Consider the following 18,680-nt stretch of genomic DNA (forward strand, 5'->3'; position numbering starts at 1 on the left):
GATATCGATCCCGTGATGTGGCCTGAATGAGTGGCTAAATTGGACAAACTGGTTGGATAGGGGCCAGTGGAGCGCAATATCAGATCATTTGATCTGATCGGCTTGACGTTTGATCTGGTCATCCCTAGATTCGATCCACCGTTCTGACCAAGGAGCGCCGGCCATGACATCGATCCCCCGCCCGCAGGAAGACCGCTCGCTCAGCCCGCACACCGGGCTGACCAGATCCCACTGGGAGGCGGTCGCGGACAGGATGCTGAACGCCGTCCGACGCCACGCGGGCCCCGGGCACGCACTGATCAACCTGCCCGGACCCCGCCCCAGCGTCTCGGGCTCACGCTCGGACGGGCTGGAAGGCTATGCCCGCACCTTCCTGCTGGCCGCCTTCCGCGTCGCCGGCGCCGCGGGCGAGGACCACACCGGACTGCTGCCCCGGTACGCCGAGGGGCTCCTCGCCGGCACCCGTACCCCCACCGCCGAGCGCGAGCTGACCGACGGCGACCCGCTCTCCTGGCCGGTGATCGGCGACCGCGGCCAGGCCATGGTCGAGGCCGCCTCGATCGCCCTCGCGCTGCGCCTCACCCGCCCCTGGCTCTGGGACCGGCTCGACGACCGGGCCCGCGAGCAGGTCCGCAGCTGGCTGGCCGGCGCCCTGGACCACACCCCGGTCGACAACAACTGGTGGCTCTTCCCCTTCACCGTCGGCGGATTCCTGGTCGAGGCCGGCATGGACGTGGACGGCTCGGCGCAGGCCGCCGTGGAGCGCGGCCTGGCCAAGATCGAGCAGTGGTACATCGGCGACGGCTGGTACACCGACGGCCGCCCGCGCGCCTTCGACCACTACAACGGCTGGGCCTTCCACCTCTACCCCGTCCTGCACGCCCACCTCACCGGCGACGCCCGGCTGATGGACCTGTACGGCCCCCGCCTCGCCTCCCACCTCGGCCCGTACGCGCGCACCTTCGGCGCCGACGGCTCGCCCATGCACCAGGGCCGCTCCCTCACCTACCGGTTCGCCGCGGCCGCGCCGCTGTGGGCCGGGGCGCTCACCGGCCACACCCCGCTGACTCCCGGCACCACCCGCCGCCTCGCCTCCGGCGCACTGCGGTACTTCCTCGACCGCGGCGCGCTCGACGAGGACGGCCTGCTCACCCTGGGCTGGCACGGCAGCTACCTCCCGCTCGTGCAGCCCTACTCCGGGCCGGCGTCACCGTACTGGGCCGCCAAGGGGTTCCTCGGTCTGCTGCTGCCCCCCGACCACCCGGTCTGGACGTCGGTCGAGGAACCCGCCCCGGTCGAACGCGCCGACGCGGTCGTCCCGCTGCCCCGGCCCGGCTTCCTGATCCAGTCGACGGCCGCCGACGGCATCGTCCGGCTGCACAACCACGGCAGCGACGACCAGCCCGCCGGGGAGGTGCTGCCCGACAACCCGCTCTACGCACGGCTCGCGCACTCCACCGCCACCGGCCCGACCTTCGAGGGCGTACCGGACAACCACGTCGGCCTGGTGGTCGACGGCAGCCTCAGTGAACGCGGCAGGATCCGCCCGCTGGGCGCGGGTGAGGGGTGGGCCGCCTCCGCGCACCGGCCCCGGATCGGCGGCGCCGAGCTGCCCGGCACCACCGTCACCTCGCTGGTCCTCGCCCTCGGCACGGAGGAGATCCACGCCCACCTGGTGACCGGCGCCGCGCCGGGGACCGAGCTGCGCCACAGCGGTTGGGCGGTCGCGGCGGACGCCGTCACCGCCGAAGCGGCCGGCCTGCGGGCCGAAGCCGCGGTCACCCGCTCCGACGGCGGGCGGCTGAGTTCCGTGTTGCGGGGCCTCAGCGGTTTCCGCGCCGCCGAGACCCGGGAGCTGCCGACCGGTACGGCCTTCGGCCCCGTCGGCGCCGTCCCGGTGGTGAGTGGCGCCACCGGCAGCGGGCCCGCGCTCCTCGTCGCCGCCGCGAGACTTGCCGCCGGGAGACTCGCCGGCTCCGAGGCCGGGCCCTTCCCCACGGCGGACGTGCGGGTCGAGGAGAACCGGGTCCGGGTGAGCTGGCCGGACGGCAGCCGGCACGAGGCCGTACTCGAGGCCGACGCCGTCACGGTCGTCCACGAGGAGGCATGATCGTGCGACTCGCGTTCGCCACCCTGGGCCTGCCGGGCGTCCCGCTCGCCGAGGTCCTGCGGCTCGCCGCCGACAACGGCTGGAGCGGGCTCGAACTGCGCTGCGCTCCGGGCGAAGCGGTGCACCCCGCGATGACCGCCGGCGAGCGGAAGGCCGCCGCGCGGGCCCTGGCCGCCGCCGGGATCACACCGCTCTCGGTGGCCGGCTACATCGGAGTCGCCGCGCCCGGCGACGACGACCCGGTGCTCGCCGACCTGTACGAACACCTGCGCCTGGCGGCCGACCTGGGCGCCCGCTCCGTCCGGGTCTTCCCGTGCGGCGGCGACGGGCCGCGGGCCGAGGCCGACGAGCGGGCCGCCCGCCGACTGGCCGCCGCCGCCGACACGGCCCACGAGCTGGGCGTCCGGATCCTGCTGGAGACCCACGACTCGCACCGCGCCGGGCGCGACGTGGCGCGTGTCCTGGACATGGTGGGCCATCCGGCCGTCGGGGCGCTCTGGGACCTCCTGCACACCTGGTTGGCCGGTGAGAGCCCGCTGGAGACGGCCGGGGCACTCGGCCGGCATCTCGGCCACGTCCAGGTCAAGGACGTCGGCGGGGCGCACGACCTCACCCCGCTGCCGCTCGGTGCGGGTGTGCTGCCAATCGCCGAGTGCCTGCGCCTGCTGCCGGCCGGGTGCTGGGTCTCCTGGGAGTACGAGGCGCCCTGGCACCCGGCCGCGGCCCCACTGGCCCCGCTGTTGGGCGAGGGCGCCGACTACCTCGTCGGGCTGGTCTGACGTTCCGTCCCGTCGACCCTGCTGCCACCGTTTGCGTCCGCTCGCCCGACCGGGGCGGGACCGCAGGTGCTGCGGCGCCGGACCGCTTCGCACGTGACGGACGACCGTCAGCTGTGGTCCGTACCCCCGCAGGAGGTGCGGATCTTCAGCTTCGGCAGCAGCTCGACGTGCTGGACGGGCAGCTCGGACCTGTCGTCGTCGATGCGGCGGAGCAGTAGCTCCAGTGCCACCGCGCCCACCGCCCGCTTCGGCGGGGCGACGGCGGTCAGCGGCGGTGCGGCGAGGGCCGCGAAGACGTCGTCGTACGAGACCATCGCCAGGTCGTCGGGCACCCGCAGGCCGCGAGCGCGCAGCATCGAGGCGAGCTGGATGGCGTCCTGGTCGGTGTGGACCAGGACGGCCCGCACGCCGTCGGCGACACCCTCGGCGATCCGCGCGGCGACGGCCTCGGTGTCGGCCTCGGGATGGGCCAGGTCGATCGGCGGGCGCGGTTCCAGGCCGAGCAGCCGGGCGCCCTCGGCGTAGCCGGCCCGTACCTGCAGTGCCGTCCAGGTGTCCGTGCGGGCCGCCAGCATGACCGACCGGTGGCCGAGCTCGGACAGGTGACGCAGGGCCAGCAGCACGCCGTGGTGGTGGTCGGAGCTGACCGAGTCCAGCTCGGCGCAGGCGCTGTCGGCGGGCGCGCGGCGCTCGACCAGGACGGTGGGCGCGGGGAGGTCGCGGATCCAGGCGCTGCCGCCGACCGGGCCGTCCGGCGTCCAGTTCGGGGTGATCAGCAGGCCGTCCACGCCGGATTCCAGGAGCTGCTCCACATGGGCGCGGTCGTCCAGCGACCCGTACGGCGCGATGCCCAGGATCAGCCGGGCGCCGACGGCGCCGGCGGCGGAACGGGCGCCGTCGATGACCTCGTCGAAGTAGGAGCCGGTGGTCGGCACCAGCATGCCGACCGTCCGGTCGTGGCTGCGCGGGGCGGTGACGGGTCCGTTGCCGGGCAGCGAGACGGCTCCGTGCGAGCGGCGCAACTGCCCGCTGTCGCCCAGGGCCGCCACGTCCCGGCGGACGGTGACGGCGGCGAGGCCCAGGCGCTCCGCGAGGTCCACCACGCGGACCGTACCGAGTTCACGGACGAGTTCGAGGATCTCCGCTCGGCGTTCCTCGGCGGTGGCGGACATGGCGGGCCCCTTCCTGTGGTGAAACGCCCGGATCGAGCGGTCAGATACTCAGGTCAAGTTGTATCACTCGATCGACCGGGATCGAAAGAGGAATCGAAACAGTCGATGCTCGGAGCACCTGGTAGCCGAGCTGCTGCTTCATCGCCCCGCGACCTGCGGCCGTAACGCGCCCGGACGGACCGTAACCGACGGGTCACAGGTGTTTCGTGGTCAGGAAACACCGGCCCGGCACTGTGGAGGCCATGGAGCAGCCGAAGCCTTCCGTCCACCGTTCCCGCCGCTGGCGTCGTCAGACCGTCGAGCTCGCCGCCGCCTTCCTCTCGGTGACCGCCGCCGACCTGATCGCGAAGGTCGTCCTGCACGGCACCGACGGCCCGATCGTCCTCACCGGTTCAGCTCTCGTCCTGTTCGCCGTAGCCCTCCTGCATGCCTGGTGGTCCCCGCACGCCCCGCCCCCGACCACCCTGTGGCGCGTGCGCACCGTGCCGCTCGCCCACACCCCTGTGACCCTGGCCGAGCACGAGATCACCCTGATGTCGCTGCACCCCGGCACGGAGGAACTGTTCCTCCGCACCCCCCGTTCCCTCGACCCCGGCGCCTTGGCCGCCCTGCTCACCACCACCGGCCACACCCTGCGGGACTCACCCACCCGAATCGCGTAGGACCGACGGGGGCGGCGGTCATGATCCGGATGGACCCTGCCCCGGTGCGACCTGAACGCGAAGAGTTCTTTGCGAAGAACCCTTTGCGAAGAACTCTTCGCGGACTACCGTGTGCCGCATGGCTGATGCAGTGGAGAGGCCGGACGGCCCGAACGTCGAAGAGGATTCGGTTGTCCTGGATGCCAAGGGGCTGCGTGCCCTGGCGCATCCGGTGCGCGTGCAGCTGGTCGGGCTGCTGCGGAAGTACGGCCCGTCGACGGCCACCCGCCTCGCGGAGCGGCTGGGCGTGAACTCCGGTACGGCCAGCTACCACCTCCGCCAGCTCGGTGCGGCCGGGTTCGTCGAGGAGGACACCGGACGCGGCAACGCGCGAGAGCGCTGGTGGCGTTCGGTGCACCGGACGACCTGGTTCAACGATCCGGAGCTGGCCGAGCGGGAGCCCGAGGCCGCGCTGGCCTACCAGCAGTCCGTCGCCGCCATCTACACCCTGCGTACGCAGCAGACCCTGAACGGGCTTCAGACGATGCCCCGCGCATGGCGGAACACCTTCGACATGAGCGACTGGGCCCTTCGGCTCACGCCCGAGGAAGCCGCCGCCCTGGAACGCGAGTTGACGGAGGTCATCTCGCGCTACCGGCGAGACGACCCGGATTCGGCGGCGAGTGCCCCCGAGGGAGCCGAACGGGTCTCCGTGATCACGCAGATCCTGCCCGAACTGGATGCGCCCGCCGCGTCGTCGCTCCCCTCCGGTCCTCAGGAGGAAGGAGACCCGACGTCATGACGGACGACTCCTCGGAGGCCGGCGGCATACCCGGCAGGAGGTCCTTACGGCCGCTGGGCGGTGTGCTGGCGGCCATGGCCGTGTCGCTGACCGGCACTCGGATCTCCGTGGTGGCACTGCCCTGGTTCGTCCTCGTCACGACCGGCAGCGCCACCCGGACCGGACTGGTCGCCTTCTGCGAGATGACTCCCTACGTGGTGGTCAAGGCGTTCACCGGACCACTGGTGGACCGGATCGGCCCGCGGGCCGTCTCCTGGACCACCGATCTGGCCAGCGCGACCGCCGCCGCCGCGGTTCCCCTGCTCCACACCCTGCACCTGCTCTCCTATCCCCTCCTGCTGGCCCTGGTCGCGCTGATCGGCGCCGCCCGGGGACCCGGCGACCTGGCCAAGGAGGTGATGGTCCCGGAGGCGGCCGAGCGCGGCCGGGTGCCGCTGGAGCGAGCCACCGGTCTGTCCGGTGTGATCGAGCGGCTCGCCTCCACCGTCGGCCTGGCGGTCGGCGGATCCCTGGTGGCACTGCTGGGGCCCCTGACCGGGCTCGCCGTCAACGCCGGCTGCTTCGCCCTCGGATCGGTGATCATCAAACTCGCGCTGCCTCGCGGCACGGGGCACGCGGCCGAGGAAGCTCCCTCGCAGGCCGGGGAGATGGGACCGGGCTACTGGCGGCGGTTCGGGGAGGGCTTCACCTTCCTGCGCGGCGAGCCGCTGCTGCTCACCGTCATCGTCATGGTCGGCATCACCAACCTGCTGGACGCGGCGATCACCTCGGTGCTCGTGCCCGTCTGGGCCAGGCAGTCCGGCGACGGCCCGACCGCGATCGGCCTGATGGGCAGCGTGATGGGGGCCGCGGCGGTCGGCGGGAGCCTGATCGCCGCGGTGGTCGCGCACCGGCTGCGGCGGCGGGTGGTGGTCCTCACCGGGTTCCTGCTGGCCGGGGCGCCGAGGTTCCTGATCCTCGCCTGCGATGCCCCGCTGGGGGTGGTACTGGCCGTCTTCGCGGTCAGCGGCTTCGGTGCCGGCTTCATCAACCCGGTACTGGGGGCCGTCCTCGTCGAGCGGGTGCCCCGCCGGATGCTGGGCCGGGTCAACGCGCTCGGCGACTCGCTGGCCTGGGCCGGCATCCCTCTCGGCGGGCTGATCGCCGGGTCCGTGGTGACCGCTGTGGGACTCGTGCCGGTGCTGCTCGCCTGCGGCGCCGCGTACTTCCTCACCACGAATCTGGCTGGACTGCGGCCGGAATGGCGCGAGATGGACCGTGGGCGTGGGCGGGGCGTCCTGACGCCGCACTCCGAGGAGGACGCCTCACAGGGCAGGGCGAAGGTAGCGACATGACGTTCAGGCTCTCCTCGATCCCCCGCTGAAGTCGTCTGCGGCAACCCGCTGGAGGACATCACGGCGATCGGCACCGTGGACCGGGTGATCCGGGACGGCGCCGTCGTGATCGACAACGGCGCCTGACCCGGAGTACCGGGAGCACCCGGAGTGCCCGGAGCGGTCAGCGTTCCTCGCGGAAGTCGACGTGCTGCCGGACGACGGGGTCGTACTTGCGCAGGACCAGCCGGTCGGGGTCGTTGCGGCGGTTCTTGCGGGTCACGTACGTGTAGCCGGTCCCGGCGGTCGAGCGGAGCTTGATGATCGGGCGCAGTTCGTTGCGGGCCATGTGGAGGACCTCCTTGTCGTGGGTCGTGGGGTGGGAGCGACCATAGCAAATGAAATCCATTTTCATCTAGGCTACTGTGGGCTGGCCGCCCGGGCCACGGAGTGCCAGGGGCGGGCCGCTGTCATGTCCTCGTACTCGCCCATCGGAGTAGCCCATGTCCGCCCACTGCCAACTGACCGGCCGCAGGCCGGGGTTCGGGAACGCGATCTCGCACTCGCACCGCCGCACCCGCCGCCGCTTCGACCCCAACATCCAGCGCAAGCGCTACTGGCTGCCCAGCGAGGGCCGGTACGTGCGCCTCGCGCTCAGCGCCAAGGGCGTGAAGACCGTGGACGTGATCGGCATCGAGGCCGCCGTCGCCCGGATCCGTGCCCGGGGGGAGAAGGTCTGATGGCCAAGCAGAGCAAGATCGCCAAGAACGACAAGCGGCGCGCGACCGTCGCCCGGTACGCGGAGCGCCGCGCCGAGCTCAAGCGGATCATCGCCCACCCGGGCACGGCCCCCGCCGAGCGCGCCGCCGCGCAGGCCGAGCTGGCCCGGCAGCCGCGCGACGCGAGTGCCACCCGGGTCCGTAACCGCGATGCCGTCGACGGGCGGCCGCGCGGCTACCAGCGGGCCTTCGGGCTGTCCCGGATCAACCTGCGCAGCCTGGCCCACGCCGGACAGCTGCCCGGCGTACGGAAGTCGAGCTGGTGAGCGCCGTGCCCGAGCATCTCAGGCTCCCGGTCGTCGTGGTGGCCGGTCTGCACCGGGCCGAACGCCGCCGCGCCGTCCAGGAGTTGCTGGAGGGCAGCGTCAACGGCGTGGTCCTCCACCACGACCTGCGCGACGCCTCGCACGGCGCCGTCCACCGCGAACTGCGCGACGCCGGCGGCACCATCGCCGCGTCGGACGTCCCGCTGACGAACGACTGCCCCTGCTGCGCCCTGCGCGAGGACCTGCTGCCCGAACTGCTGCGGATCGCGCAGGCCGGGCAACACGGCCTGGCCGTCGTCGAACTGTGGGGCGGCAGCGACCCGCACCCCGCCGTCGAGGTGATCGCCGCCGGGGAGGTGGACGGCCGTCCGCTGGAGGAGTTCGTCGAACTGGCGGGCGTGGTGGTGGCGGTCGACCCGGACCGGCTGCTCGGCGAACTCTCCGTCCCCGACGACCTCGCCGAGCACGGCGAACACACCTCCCTGGAGGACACCCGCACCCGCGCGGAGGCGCTCGCCCACCAGATCGAGTACGCCACCACGATCGCCGTCGCCCGTGGCGGGGAGACGGGCCTCGCGATGCTGCGCCAGCTGCACCCCACGGCGCGGCGCGTGCTGCTGGGCACCGGCGAGCTGCTGCGGGCGGCACTGGGCGGCTTCGACGTCGCGGCCGCCCGGGACCGGGTCAACCCCGCCCTCGCGCTGCTGCCGCAACAGGCCGACGAGGCGGGGGTGGCCACCCTGGTGTGGGAGCGCCGCCGCCCGCTGCACCCGGTTCGGCTGTACGAGGCGCTGGAACTGCTCGTCCCGGCCGCCCAGCGCAGCCGCGGACGGTTCTGGCTGGCCAACCGGCCCGAGCTGATGCTCGCCTGGGACGCGGCCGGGGCGAACCTGGCCGTCGAGGAGTGCGGGCCCTGGCTGGCCGGACTGCCCGACGCCGCCTGGGAGTTCTACCCGCCCTCCCGCAGGGCGGCCGCAGCCCTCGACTGGCACCCCGCACACGGCGACCGCGTCCAGCAACTCGTCTTCACCGCCGAGGGATTGGACGTCGACGGGCTCACCGAACTGCTCGACTCCTGCCTGCTCACCGACGCCGAACTGACAGCGGGCGAGGCGGGCTGGAAGGCCCTGCCCGACGCCTTCGGGGACCTGCTCGAACCCGTCTCCTGACCAGAGAGAGGAACCGCCATGGCCAAGCGCCCTGCCGGCGGCCGTCCGGCCCGTCCGCCCCCGAACCCCCTCGTCGAGGCGGGCATCACCTGTCCCCCAGCCTGGCGGCTGGGAGGTGCCCCCACCGCAGTGGCTCCCTCCTCGGCACCGCCGATGCACGCACCCCAACAACGCCCGCTGATCCGACGTGATCCGAAAGACACGGCCTATAGGCCGACGACGGCCGGAGCCGCCCGCTCCCATGGGTCGTCCGGTGCAAGATGAACACGCGCCAGGACGCCCCGTCCACCAAGATCGCCGAACGCAGAACCTGCAGCTCGACTCGCGGCCGTTGCCGTCGCTGCGGATCGTCGGGGGAGCTGGTCAGGCGGTGATCGCGTTCAGGTCGATGGTGTTGGCGATGGCCTGCATGCCGGCGGCGTTGGGGTGCAGGTGGTCGCCGGAGTCGTAGGTGCTGTTCAGGGCGGTGGGGTCGGTGGGGCTGGCGAGCGCGGTTGCGGTGTCGAAGTGGCCGTCGAAGTGGCCCGGGGTGCGGATCCAGTCGTTGGCCTGCTGGCGGATGGATTCGAGCACTGCCGTGTAGCGGGCATGGCCCTTGAACGGCATGATGGTGGCGCCGAAGATCTTGACGCCCTTGGCGTGGGCGGCCTCGATGAGCGTCTGGTAACCGTCGATCAGGTCCTGCGCGGTCAGGGCGGTGCCGTTCGGGCCGGCGTTGTTGCAGATGTCGTTGATCCCTTCGAGCAGGATCACGGCGCTCACCGCGGGCTGGCTGAGTGCGGCGTCGAAGCGCTTGAGGGCGCTGACGCCTTGGTACGCGGTCGGCGAGTCGGTAAGGACCCGGTTGCCGCCGATGCCGAGGTCGACGACGCCGCGCAGCTGGCCGGTGGGCTGGCTGCGGAGCCGGGCACCGAGGAGGTTGGGCCAGCGCTGGTTGCTGCCGTCGGCGATGTTGCTGCCGTCGGTGATGGAGTCGCCGAAGGCGACGACGGTGCCGGTCGCGGTGGTGGACACCAGATCCAGGCCGGAGAGGAAGAACCAGGAGGTCGCGGTGGTGGTGTAGTTCGTGCCCGCGTCCTCGGCGCTGTGGTCGCCCGACGTGGAGATGTAGGTGGTCTCGTGGGCGGCGGCGTGCTGGGTCGAGGCACCGGTCGTGCCGGAGAGGTAGATGCTGACCAGCAGGTTCTGCCCGGGGGCGATCTGCATGGTGAGCGGGTCGGAGCGCAGCTCCGCGCCGGCGGGGATGGTGGTGCCGGTGGCGCCGGCGAATGTGACGGCGTGGTGGGTTCCACTGACGGCGGTCGGGCCGGAGTCCCGTACGGCGATGTCGACCTTGCCGATGGTGAGGGGGGTGGTGCCGTAGCGGTTGGAGAGGTTGATCTGCGGTGCGGTGCCGCCCGCGTCGGCGTGCACCGTCATGCGCACGGTCTGGTTGCTGAACGAGCGTCCCCCGGCGACCACTGCGTTGGCCCAGGCACCGATGCGGGGCAGAGCGGTCAGTTGCCAGCGCTGGTTGTCATTGGTCGTCGCCGGCCACTGGATTACTGGTGCGCCGGCGGTGGTGGAGGAGCCGCTGACGTCGGCGGCCTGGTTGGAGGCGACGTTAACCAGCTGGTAGCCACCGGCGGGGTCGGCGGTGATGCGCCACTGCTGGTGGGTCTGCCCGGTGCATGGGTTCTGCCGGAGCTGTACGCCGGCGGTGGTGGTGCCGTCGGTGTCGAGACACATGCCGCTGTTCACGCTGACCACACGGTAGACGCCGGAGCCGAGCGAGGTGAGGGCCCACTGCTGGTTGGCTCCCTTGCGCACGGTCCCTTGCCGCACGCCAGCCCCGGGCGCGGTGGAGGTACTGATGACGTCCAGGGCCAAGCCGCTGTGCACATTGGTGATCAGATAGACGCCGTCGGGGACCACGCCTGCGGTGGTGGCGGCCGAGGCGACAGCTGTATTCGCAGTCACGTCCGCGCCTATCGCGGGCGTCGCCGTGCAGGAGGTGGCGTCCTTGAACGTTCGGGGCACGGGTGTCACCTCTCAGTAGTGGAGAAGATACGGGCTGTTGGGGCGATGGCGAATCGGGTCCCACCGACTGGCCGACTCAGAGAGCGACAGTAGTCGGTGCGGTCACCACGACGGTGGTCGGGCTGTTCACAAGTGACCCTGACCAGGAAAGACTGTGATCTAGCGAAGATCGCTTCCCGCGTCGCTGTAGATCGTTTCCCGAACCGCTCCAACGTGGCTCGTCTCTCATCGGCATCAGGCCGGAGTGATGCATAGGCCGTGCTCCAGCTGGGCCACTATGCTCTCGGCTACATGTGACGAGAACATAACGAGTGCTGAAGCGGACCGTCGTGGCCCGTGGGCATGCCTCCACCCTCGGCGGTCCGAGGGATCAGTGGGCGACGTCGGCCTGCCGGGCCCAGGTCAGGATGCGGGCGCGCTCGTCCGTGGCCCACGTAGACGCGTTGATCGTCCCCTCGCGCGTGATCTGGGGTGCTTCGGCGAGGCGGCACACCCTGGCCCCACGGATTGGTCTCGCCGGTCTCCAGCGGCCAAGTACCCAGACTCATCCCCCAGGCGCCGGAGCCGTCGCTGTGGAGCTCGGCGACGCACCATGCCGGATCGCCGTCGATGACCTGGCCGAGCTCGCGGTCGACCGGCCGCAGGAGGCCCCGGGGAGCCGCGGCGCGTGGGCGCCGCGGCTCCTTGCATACGCAGGGGTGTCAGGAGGTGGCGAGCGAGGTGTCGTCGACCACGAAGCTGGTCTGCAGCGAGCCGTCCTCGACGCCGTTGAACTTCACGGTGACGCTCTGGCCCGCGTAGGACGAGACGTCGAAGGTGCGCAGCTGGTACCCGGCGGCGGCGTCCACGTTGGAGTAGGTCTTCAGCGTGGTGCCGTTCACCGAGACGGTCAGCTTGTCGTAGGCGGTGCTACCGGTTTCGGCGGTGTCGATGTGCAGGTAGAAGCTGAGTGTCGCCTTGCAGCCGGACGGGATGGTCACCGTCTGGGAGAGGGCGTCGGTGTGGCTGGTGCCGTAGCCGTCGAGCCACGCCTTCCAGCTGCCGCCGTGGGCGGCCTCGCTGCTGGAGTTGTCGATGACGCCGGAGCTGGCCGTCCACGGGGCGGCGCTGCCGGTCTCGAAGCCCGCGTTGCCGAGCAGCTGGGCGGGGGTGCAGGTGCCGCCGGCGCCGGTGACGGTCCAGCCGAAGGTGGTGGAGCCGCTGGCGCCGGTGGTGTCGGTGGCGGTGACCGTCGCGGTGGAGTTGCCGGCGGTGGTCGCGGTGCCGGTGATCAGGCCGGTGGAGGTGTTGATGGACAGGCCGGCGGGCAGGCCGCTCGCGCTGTAGGTGAGGGTCTGGCCGGAGGCGGAGTCGGTGGCGTGGATCTGGAGGCTGACGGCGGAGCCCTGGGCGGTGCTCTGGCTGCCGGGGTTGGTGACGGAGACGGTGTTGCCGCCGGTGCTGCCGGAGGTGAAGGCGGCGGTGCCGTTGGGGGTGCCGAGGCCGGTCGGGCCGTCGTAGCCGGTGGCGGCGGTGCAGAGGTAGGACGGGGAGCAGCTGCCGTTGGCGCCGCTGGTCACGTCGTAGAGCGAGCCGGTGTGGGCGTACGGGTACGAGGCCGGGGTGGTCCCGCCGGCCGGGGAGCCGGCGAGGGCGTAGACGGCGGCGATGATCGGGGCGGAGGCACTGGTGCCGCCGTAGACGTTCCAGCCGGAACCGCCGTAGGTCTGGTAGACGGCGACGCCGGTGGCCGGGTCGGCGACGGCGGAGACGTCGGCGACGGTGCGCTTGCCGCAGCCGGTGTCCTTCTGCCAGCTCGGCTTGGGGTCGTAGGCGGAGCAGCCGGAGCCGGCGCCGTTGCCGCCGGCACTGCTGCCCCAGACCTTCTCGCTCCAACCACGCGCGGTGGAGGCGCGGTTGAGGCTGGTGCCGCCGACGGCGGTGACGTACTGGGAGGCGGCGGGGTACTCGACGCCGTAGCCGGAGTCGCCGGAGGAGACGGTGATGGCGACGCCGGGGTGGTTGAAGTAACTGGCGTCGGAGGCCGTGTCGGTGGAGTCCTCGGAGCCGCCGTAGCTGTTGGAGACGTACTTGGCGCCCATGCTCACGGCGGTGTTGACGGCCGTGCCGAGGTTGTCCATGGTCGCGCTGTCGGCCTCGACCAGCAGGATGTGGCAGTTGGGGCAGACGGCGCTGACCATGTCGACGTCGAGGGAGATCTCGCCGGCCCAGCCGGTGTCGGCGGCCGGGTAGCTGGTGCCGCCGCGCTGGTCGACCTTCTTGAAGCAGCCGTTGGCGGTGGTGCAGGCGGGCAGGCCGTACTGGGAGCGGTACGAGGCGAGGTCGGACTCCGCGTTGGGGTCGTCGTTGGCGTCGACGATGGCCACGGTGGCGCCGGAACCCGCCGACGTGGGCAGGTTGTAGGCGGAGGCGAGGTCGCTGGGCCCGTACCCGGACGGGTTGATGGCCGGGGCGAGCGTCAGGTGCTGGGCGAGGTCGGTGCGGACGAGGGCCAGGCAGGCCATCTCGCCGGGGTGGCTGGGGGCGGCACAGACCCGCTTGGTGGCGGCGCCGGTGGTGGGCGCGTCGGTCTGGGCGTCCGCGCTCGGTGCGGTGGTCGCGAGCAGACCGGTGGCGGCCATGGCCAGGGCGGGCAGGGCCGCGAGGAGTCTGCGCGCCCGGGAGCGCACAGCGGTGGGGGAGTGGAAGCGCAAGGTTCGACCCTCCGTGGGGGGACGAGGGGCGCGGCCGGTTCCGGCATGGGGTGCTCACCGGTACGGGCTCGGGCCCGTGCTGACGGATCGTGGCATGTGCTGACCGGCCCCCGGCGGTGGCCGCGGGCCGACGTGGTGCTTGCGCTGTACGGCAGGTGGACGACCCACGTGAGCGTGGGGTCAGGCTCATGACAGGCGGATTCGCGCAGATGGAGCCACATCACAGCCGGACACTTGCCGACTGGTGAGGCCATGAGGCTACTGACGGGTCGTCTAGGACGACAAGGCGGTGGTCGACGGCTTTACCACCCCTTGGCAGTGAATTTCCGAGGAGCAGAGCCGGGCCCGGGGGCCGCGCAGGAGCGCTGCCCCCGGCGGGGCCCGCCTGGGCGTGGTCCGAAAGACACGCCCTACTGGTCCGAGGGCGGCTCGTCCCGGTACGGGGCCCGGGGCTGGGGGACGGTGTGTTGCTCGGAGACCTCGATCCGCGGCGCGGCGGTGGCCGAGGCGCCCGGGCTGGGCCGCCAGGTTCCGGTGAGGTCCACCCAGCTGTCCGTGGCCGGCGCCGGGCCGGTGGTATGCACCAGGACGCGCAGCCGGCGGGCGTCGGCCGCGCAGCAGCTGACGACCAGCCGGTTGAGGTACCACTCGCCGGGCTGCGCCCCGGGCGAGACGAACCCGGTGAGCCGGACCTTGCGGTCCGCCAGGCTCTTCTGGGGGTCGCGGCTGCGGCCGATGAACTCGCTCAGGGACATCGGCGTCGCCACCGTGACGGAGGCTCCGGCGGCGCCGCCCGGGCCGGTCGGCCGGTCGGACAGGCCGCCGTAGGAGACCGGTTCGACGACGGCGTCCGAGCCGTCCCGGGACGCGGTGAACGAGCCCAGCGGGGGCGGGGTGAGGCAGAGCAGCAGCACGGCGGGTACGGCCAGCAGCCAGGCCACGCGCGGGCCGTGGTCGTGCCCGTGGTCGTGGCTGTGGCCCTCGCCGTCCTCCTCGGCGGGGCGGAGCCAGACCGCGTTGCCCTCGGCGTCCCGCCCGAACCGCATCACGGGCTCCTGCCGGCGGGCGGTCGCGCGGCGCACCACGCCCGCGGCTCCCAGCCCGAGCAGGACGATCCCCGAGGCGATCAGCGGGATCCGCAGGCCCTCCTTGACGTACTGGAGGAACACGTCGCTGCCGACGGTGATCCGCAGCAGGGCCACGCCGACCAGCGCGACGAGCAGGGAGGGGGCGAGCCCCCGGACGGTGGCCTTCAAAGCAGCACCCCTCCGATCACGGCGCTGGCGAGGACGGCGACCACGAAGGTCGCACCGGAGAAGCGGAGCGCGAACGCCCGCCCGAAGGCGCCCGACTGGAGGGCGATCAGCTTGAGGTCGACCATCGGGCCGACCACCATGAAGGTCAGCCGGGCGACGGGGGAGAAGCCGGTGAGCGAGGCGGCCACGAAGGCGTCCGCCTCGGAGCAGACCGCCAGGATGACGGCGAGGCAGGCCAGCACCGGCACGCCCAGCCAGGGCGAGTCGGAGAAGGTCCGCAGCACCGAGGGCGGCACGAGCACGTTGAAGGTGGCGGCCGCCGCCGCGCCGACCACCAGGAAGCCGCCCGCCTGCAGGAAGTCGTGCTGCAGGCCGCGCCGGAACTCCTCGAGGGGGTTGCGCGCGCCCCCGCCGTGGTCGGCCGGCGCCTTCGGCAGCCGCAGCCACTCCGGCCGGCCGAACGCCACCCACAGCCAGCCCATCACGACCGCCGTGACGAGCGAGGCCGCCAGCCGGGCCAGAACCATCTCCGGCTTGCCCGGGAAGGCGATCGCGGTGGCGACCAGCACCACCGGATTGATCGCGGGTGCGGAGAGCAGGAACGCCAGGGCGGCCGCCGGAGCCACCCCGCGCCGCATCAGACTGCCCGCCACCGGGACGGACGCGCACTCGCAGCCCGGCAGGACGGCGCCGGCCACCCCGGCCACCGGTACGGCGAGCGCCGGATTCCTCGGCAGCACACGGGTGAACACCCGCTCCGGCACGAACGCCCCGATCGCGGCCGACACCACCGTGCCGAGTACGAGGAACGGCACGCCCTGCACCACGATGGCGACCATGACGGTGCGCCAGGTCTGCACACCGCCCGCGTCCCACACCCATGCGAGAGCGGCGGCCGTGACGACCGCCGCTCCTCCGATCAGCAGTGCCGGTCTCCGGCGTGGCGGAGTCTCCGCCGGTGCCACCTGGAGGTGCCGGGCGCTGCCGAGACTCGTCTCCACCACAGGTGACCGCCCTTCAGCCCGCTCGCCGCCGATCCGTCGGCGAGATTGTCTGCTCACCGTCATGGGGGAGCGGGGACAGAGTAGCGGTGATAATCATATTCATCTAGTTCTTCCGTGGCGGCACGGTTCACCGGTACTCTGCGGCCGAAGGCTCGGTTCCGGCCTGCCCGCCGACTTGCCCGCTGACTGCCCGTGCACGAACGGACGACGTCGGCAACTGCCAGCGGCGGGCGGCCTGCTGGGCCGCCCACATCCGGGCGTAGCGGCCACCGGGCGCGGCGAGCAGTTCGGCGTGCGTGCCACGCTGGGTGATCCGGCCCCCGTCGACGACCACGATCTGGTCCGCGCCGACCACCGTGGACAGCCGGTGCGCGATGACCACCACGGTCCGCCCGGCCACCAGGCGCTCCACCGCCTGCTGGACCACCAGCTCCGACTCGCTGTCCAGCGCCGCGGTGGGCTCGTCGAGCAGGACCACGGGTGCGTCCTTGAGGATCGCCCGGGCGATCGAGATGCGCTGGCGCTCACCGCCCGAGAGGGCCGACCCGATCTCACCGACCCTGGTCCCGTACCGCAGTGGCAGCCGGTCGACGAACTCGTGGACGTTGGCCGCGCGGGCCGCCGCCTCGACCTCCTCGTCGGTGGCGTCCGGCCGGGCCATCGCGATGTTGGCCCGGATGGTGTCGTCGAAGAGGTGGACGTCCTGGAAGACGACGGCGATGTGGCGCAGCAGTTCGTCGGGGTCGAGGGTGCGCAGATCCGCTCCGCCGAGCCGGACGGCGCCCTGCTGCGGGTCGGCGTAGCGGGTCATGAGCCGGGTGACGGTGGTCTTGCCCGAGCCGGACGGCCCGACCAGCGCGGTCAGACTGCGCTCGGGCACGGTGAGGTCGAACTCCCGCAGGGTGGGCCGGTCCTGCCCGTCGTAGCCGAAGGTGACCTGCTCGAAGCGGAGCTCGAAGCCCTTGGGCTCGGTGCCACCCGGTTCGACCGGCAGGGAGGGCAGGCGCAGGACCTCGTCCACCCGCGCCAGTGCGGCCTCGGACATCTCGAAGAGTTTGGTCATCACGGCGGCCATGCTCAGTGGCTCGGCGAAGCGGGCCGCGGTGACCACGACGGCGACCAGCAGCCCGGGCGAGAGCCGGGCGTCCAGGACCAGCGCCGCGCCGACCGCGACCAGCGCCACCAGGGCCAGCCGGACGAGGAGTTGGGCGGCGGCAAGCGGGACGGCGGCCGAGCGGTTCGCGGCCGACTGGGCGTGGTGCTGGTGGGTCAGCACCTCCTTCAGGCGGGGCGAGTCGGCGCCGGAGCGCCCGGTGGCGCGGAACACCGGCTGGCCCTGGACGTACTCGACGATCCGGCTCGCCGCCCGTGCGTCGGCCTCGTCCACCGCGTGGAAACCGGCGTTGGACGAGCGCTGGACGCGGCGCACCAGCGGCAGGGCGGCGCCCACGGCCGCCGCGAGCACCAGGCCGAGCCGCCAGTCCAGCAGGGCGACCACCAGGCCGAGGACCACCGGGACGGTCACCAGCTGGACGAAGAGCGTGGACAGCGTGGACACGGCGGTGGCCGCGGCCGTCGCGTTGGCGCCGACCACCGAGGTGAGGTCGCCGGCCGCCCGGCGGGCCAGCTCCTGCTGCGGGACGGCCCGCAGTCGCTCGCCGAGCCTCATCCTGGTGGCCTCGGTGACCAGGTGCCAGTAGCCGTAGGTGAAGCCCGACTCCCGGACCCGCAGCGCCCCTTCGAGCGCGACCAGGGCCGCGAGCACGCCGGTCCAGAGCCAGGCGCGGCCGGTGTGCACCGGTTCGTGGGTGAGCTCGGCGAGCAGCGGCACGAAGCTCGCGTACGCCGCCGCCTGGACCAGGCTCGCCGCGACCGAGATCCGCAGGGTGCGGCGGAACTGCGGCGCGTACGGGCCGGCCGCGGTGAGCATCAGGCGCAGGATTCGCCTCAACGGACGGCCTCCTCGGTGGTGGTGGCGCGGGCGGACAGGCCCCAGCCGGCCGCCCGGTCGTGCCGGGCCCAGAGACCGGCGTAGCGGCCCCCGGCGGCGAGCAGTTCGGCGTGCCGGCCGCGTTCGACGATCCGTCCGCGGTCCAGGACGGCGATCCGGTCGGCGTCGGCGATGGTGGCGAGCCGGTGGGCGATGACCAGGACGGTCCGGCCGCGGGTGAGCCGGGCCACCGCCTCCTGGATGGCGGCCTCGCTCTCCGGGTCGGCGAAGGCGGTGGCCTCGTCCAGGATGACGACCGGCGCGTCGGAGAGGATCGCGCGGGCGATGGTGATCCGCTGGCGCTGTCCGCCGGAGAGCAGGCAGCCGCGTTCGCCGACCTGGGTGCGGTAGCCGTCCGGCAGTTCGCCTGTGATGAAGTCGTGGGCGGCGGCGGCCCGGGCGGCGGCGTGGACCTCGGCGTCGGTGGCCTCGGGCCGGGCGAGCCGGATGTTCTCCTCGACCGTTCCCGCGACCAGGAAGGGTTCCTGGAAGACGAGGGCGACGTGCCGCAGCAGCACGTCCCCGGCGATGTCGCGCGCACACCGTCCCGGCCGGGACGTGCAGGTCGATGCCGTCCAGGACGGGCTCGATCCGTTCGGCCCCCGGGTAGCGGAAGGTGACGCCCTCCAAGGTGATCGCGGAGCCGTCCGGCACGCGGGGGTCGGCGGGCTCCGGCAGTGGTTCGAC

General features: G+C 72.7%; 16 protein-coding genes. 8 read left to right on the forward strand and 8 right to left on the reverse strand.

Features of this window, described 5'->3' with window-relative positions:
- Positions 1-163: 163 nt before the first annotated feature.
- Positions 164-2,110, forward strand: a complete 1,947-nt coding sequence (locus tag IH61_RS0127635; protein WP_031074603.1) for a DUF2264 domain-containing protein — start codon at positions 164-166, stop codon at positions 2,108-2,110.
- Positions 2,111-2,112: 2 nt separating this feature from the next.
- Positions 2,113-2,889, forward strand: a complete 777-nt coding sequence (locus tag IH61_RS0127640; RefSeq protein WP_031074605.1) for a sugar phosphate isomerase/epimerase family protein — start codon at positions 2,113-2,115, stop codon at positions 2,887-2,889.
- 107 nt (positions 2,890-2,996) lie between these two features.
- Here the strand turns inward: IH61_RS0127640 and IH61_RS0127645 are convergent, their stop codons facing one another.
- A complete protein-coding gene (locus IH61_RS0127645; protein WP_031074607.1) occupies positions 2,997-4,061 on the reverse strand; it encodes a substrate-binding domain-containing protein in 1,065 nt (354 codons plus the stop codon).
- Positions 4,062-4,303: 242 nt separating this feature from the next.
- Here IH61_RS0127645 and IH61_RS0127650 point away from each other — a divergent pair, with 242 nt between their 5' ends.
- From IH61_RS0127650 to IH61_RS0127660, 3 genes are all read left to right on the forward strand, one after another.
- Positions 4,304-4,723 (forward strand): hypothetical protein, encoded by a 420-nt coding sequence (locus tag IH61_RS0127650; protein WP_031074609.1) that lies wholly within the window; start codon positions 4,304-4,306, stop codon positions 4,721-4,723.
- Positions 4,724-4,841: 118 nt separating this feature from the next.
- On the forward strand, positions 4,842-5,504 hold the full coding sequence (locus IH61_RS0127655) for an ArsR/SmtB family transcription factor (RefSeq protein WP_031074612.1): 663 nt from the start codon (positions 4,842-4,844) through the stop codon (positions 5,502-5,504).
- A complete protein-coding gene (locus IH61_RS0127660) occupies positions 5,501-6,838 on the forward strand; it encodes an MFS transporter (RefSeq protein ID WP_031074616.1) in 1,338 nt (445 codons plus the stop codon). Before IH61_RS0127655 ends, IH61_RS0127660 begins: the two co-directional genes overlap by 4 nt.
- A gap of 163 nt (positions 6,839-7,001) precedes the next feature.
- Here the strand turns inward: IH61_RS0127660 and rpmG are convergent, their stop codons facing one another.
- Entirely contained in the window at positions 7,002-7,166 is a 165-nt protein-coding gene (rpmG, locus tag IH61_RS0127665) for a 50S ribosomal protein L33 (protein ID WP_030461239.1), read from the reverse strand.
- 154 nt (positions 7,167-7,320) lie between these two features.
- Between rpmG and rpmB the strand changes: the two genes are divergently transcribed.
- Genes rpmB through IH61_RS0127680 form a run of 3 tightly spaced genes read left to right on the forward strand, consistent with a single transcriptional unit; the run spans position 7,321 to position 9,031 of the window.
- Positions 7,321-7,557, forward strand: a complete 237-nt coding sequence (gene rpmB / locus IH61_RS0127670) for a 50S ribosomal protein L28 (protein ID WP_031074618.1) — start codon at positions 7,321-7,323, stop codon at positions 7,555-7,557.
- Positions 7,557-7,862: a 30S ribosomal protein S14 gene (gene rpsN / locus IH61_RS0127675; protein WP_031074620.1), complete on the forward strand. Its 306-nt coding sequence runs from the start codon at positions 7,557-7,559 to the stop codon at positions 7,860-7,862. Before rpmB ends, rpsN begins: the two co-directional genes overlap by 1 nt.
- Before the next feature lie 5 nt (positions 7,863-7,867).
- Positions 7,868-9,031 carry a CobW family GTP-binding protein gene (locus IH61_RS0127680; RefSeq protein ID WP_031074621.1) on the forward strand — a complete coding sequence of 388 codons (1,164 nt, stop codon included), beginning with the start codon at positions 7,868-7,870 and terminating at the stop codon, positions 9,029-9,031.
- Between the two features lie 363 nt (positions 9,032-9,394).
- Here IH61_RS0127680 and IH61_RS41485 read toward each other — a convergent pair whose 3' ends face one another.
- The 6 genes from IH61_RS41485 to IH61_RS48900 form a co-directional block, all read right to left on the reverse strand.
- Positions 9,395-11,050, reverse strand: a complete 1,656-nt coding sequence (locus IH61_RS41485) for an RICIN domain-containing protein (protein WP_158845355.1) — start codon at positions 11,048-11,050, stop codon at positions 9,395-9,397.
- A 701-nt stretch (positions 11,051-11,751) separates the two neighbouring features.
- Positions 11,752-13,671 (reverse strand): putative Ig domain-containing protein, encoded by a 1,920-nt coding sequence (locus IH61_RS0127695; RefSeq protein WP_078911446.1) that lies wholly within the window; start codon positions 13,669-13,671, stop codon positions 11,752-11,754.
- A gap of 482 nt (positions 13,672-14,153) precedes the next feature.
- A complete protein-coding gene (locus IH61_RS0127700; RefSeq protein WP_031074626.1) occupies positions 14,154-14,999 on the reverse strand; it encodes a TIGR03943 family putative permease subunit in 846 nt (281 codons plus the stop codon).
- Positions 14,996-16,000, reverse strand: a complete 1,005-nt coding sequence (locus IH61_RS0127705; RefSeq protein WP_234327363.1) for a permease — start codon at positions 15,998-16,000, stop codon at positions 14,996-14,998. The genes IH61_RS0127700 and IH61_RS0127705 overlap by 4 nt, the downstream gene beginning before the upstream one ends.
- A 130-nt stretch (positions 16,001-16,130) precedes the next feature.
- Entirely contained in the window at positions 16,131-17,954 is a 1,824-nt protein-coding gene (locus IH61_RS48895) for an ABC transporter ATP-binding protein (protein WP_078911434.1), read from the reverse strand.
- Positions 17,951-18,511: an ATP-binding cassette domain-containing protein gene (locus IH61_RS48900; RefSeq protein WP_051838125.1), complete on the reverse strand. Its 561-nt coding sequence runs from the start codon at positions 18,509-18,511 to the stop codon at positions 17,951-17,953. The genes IH61_RS48895 and IH61_RS48900 overlap by 4 nt, the downstream gene beginning before the upstream one ends.
- Positions 18,512-18,680: the final 169 nt, after the last annotated feature.

This window comes from Streptomyces sp. NRRL WC-3742 (assembly GCF_000720635.1).
In the GTDB taxonomy this organism is placed as follows: Bacteria; Actinomycetota; Actinomycetes; order Streptomycetales; family Streptomycetaceae; genus Kitasatospora.

Coding starts and splice junctions, on each gene's coding strand:
- rpmG (WP_030461239.1), bottom strand. CDS start 7,166: ATGGCCCGCAACGAACTGCGCCCGATCATCAAGCTCCGCTCGACCGCC.
- IH61_RS0127655 (WP_031074612.1), top strand. CDS start 4,842: ATGGCTGATGCAGTGGAGAGGCCGGACGGCCCGAACGTCGAAGAGGAT.
- IH61_RS0127650 (WP_031074609.1), top strand. CDS start 4,304: ATGGAGCAGCCGAAGCCTTCCGTCCACCGTTCCCGCCGCTGGCGTCGT.
- IH61_RS0127635 (WP_031074603.1), top strand. CDS start 164: ATGACATCGATCCCCCGCCCGCAGGAAGACCGCTCGCTCAGCCCGCAC.
- IH61_RS0127660 (WP_031074616.1), top strand. CDS start 5,501: ATGACGGACGACTCCTCGGAGGCCGGCGGCATACCCGGCAGGAGGTCC.
- rpsN (WP_031074620.1), top strand. CDS start 7,557: ATGGCCAAGCAGAGCAAGATCGCCAAGAACGACAAGCGGCGCGCGACC.
- rpmB (WP_031074618.1), top strand. CDS start 7,321: ATGTCCGCCCACTGCCAACTGACCGGCCGCAGGCCGGGGTTCGGGAAC.
- IH61_RS0127695 (WP_078911446.1), bottom strand. CDS start 13,671: ATGGCCGCCACCGGTCTGCTCGCGACCACCGCACCGAGCGCGGACGCC.
- IH61_RS0127645 (WP_031074607.1), bottom strand. CDS start 4,061: ATGTCCGCCACCGCCGAGGAACGCCGAGCGGAGATCCTCGAACTCGTC.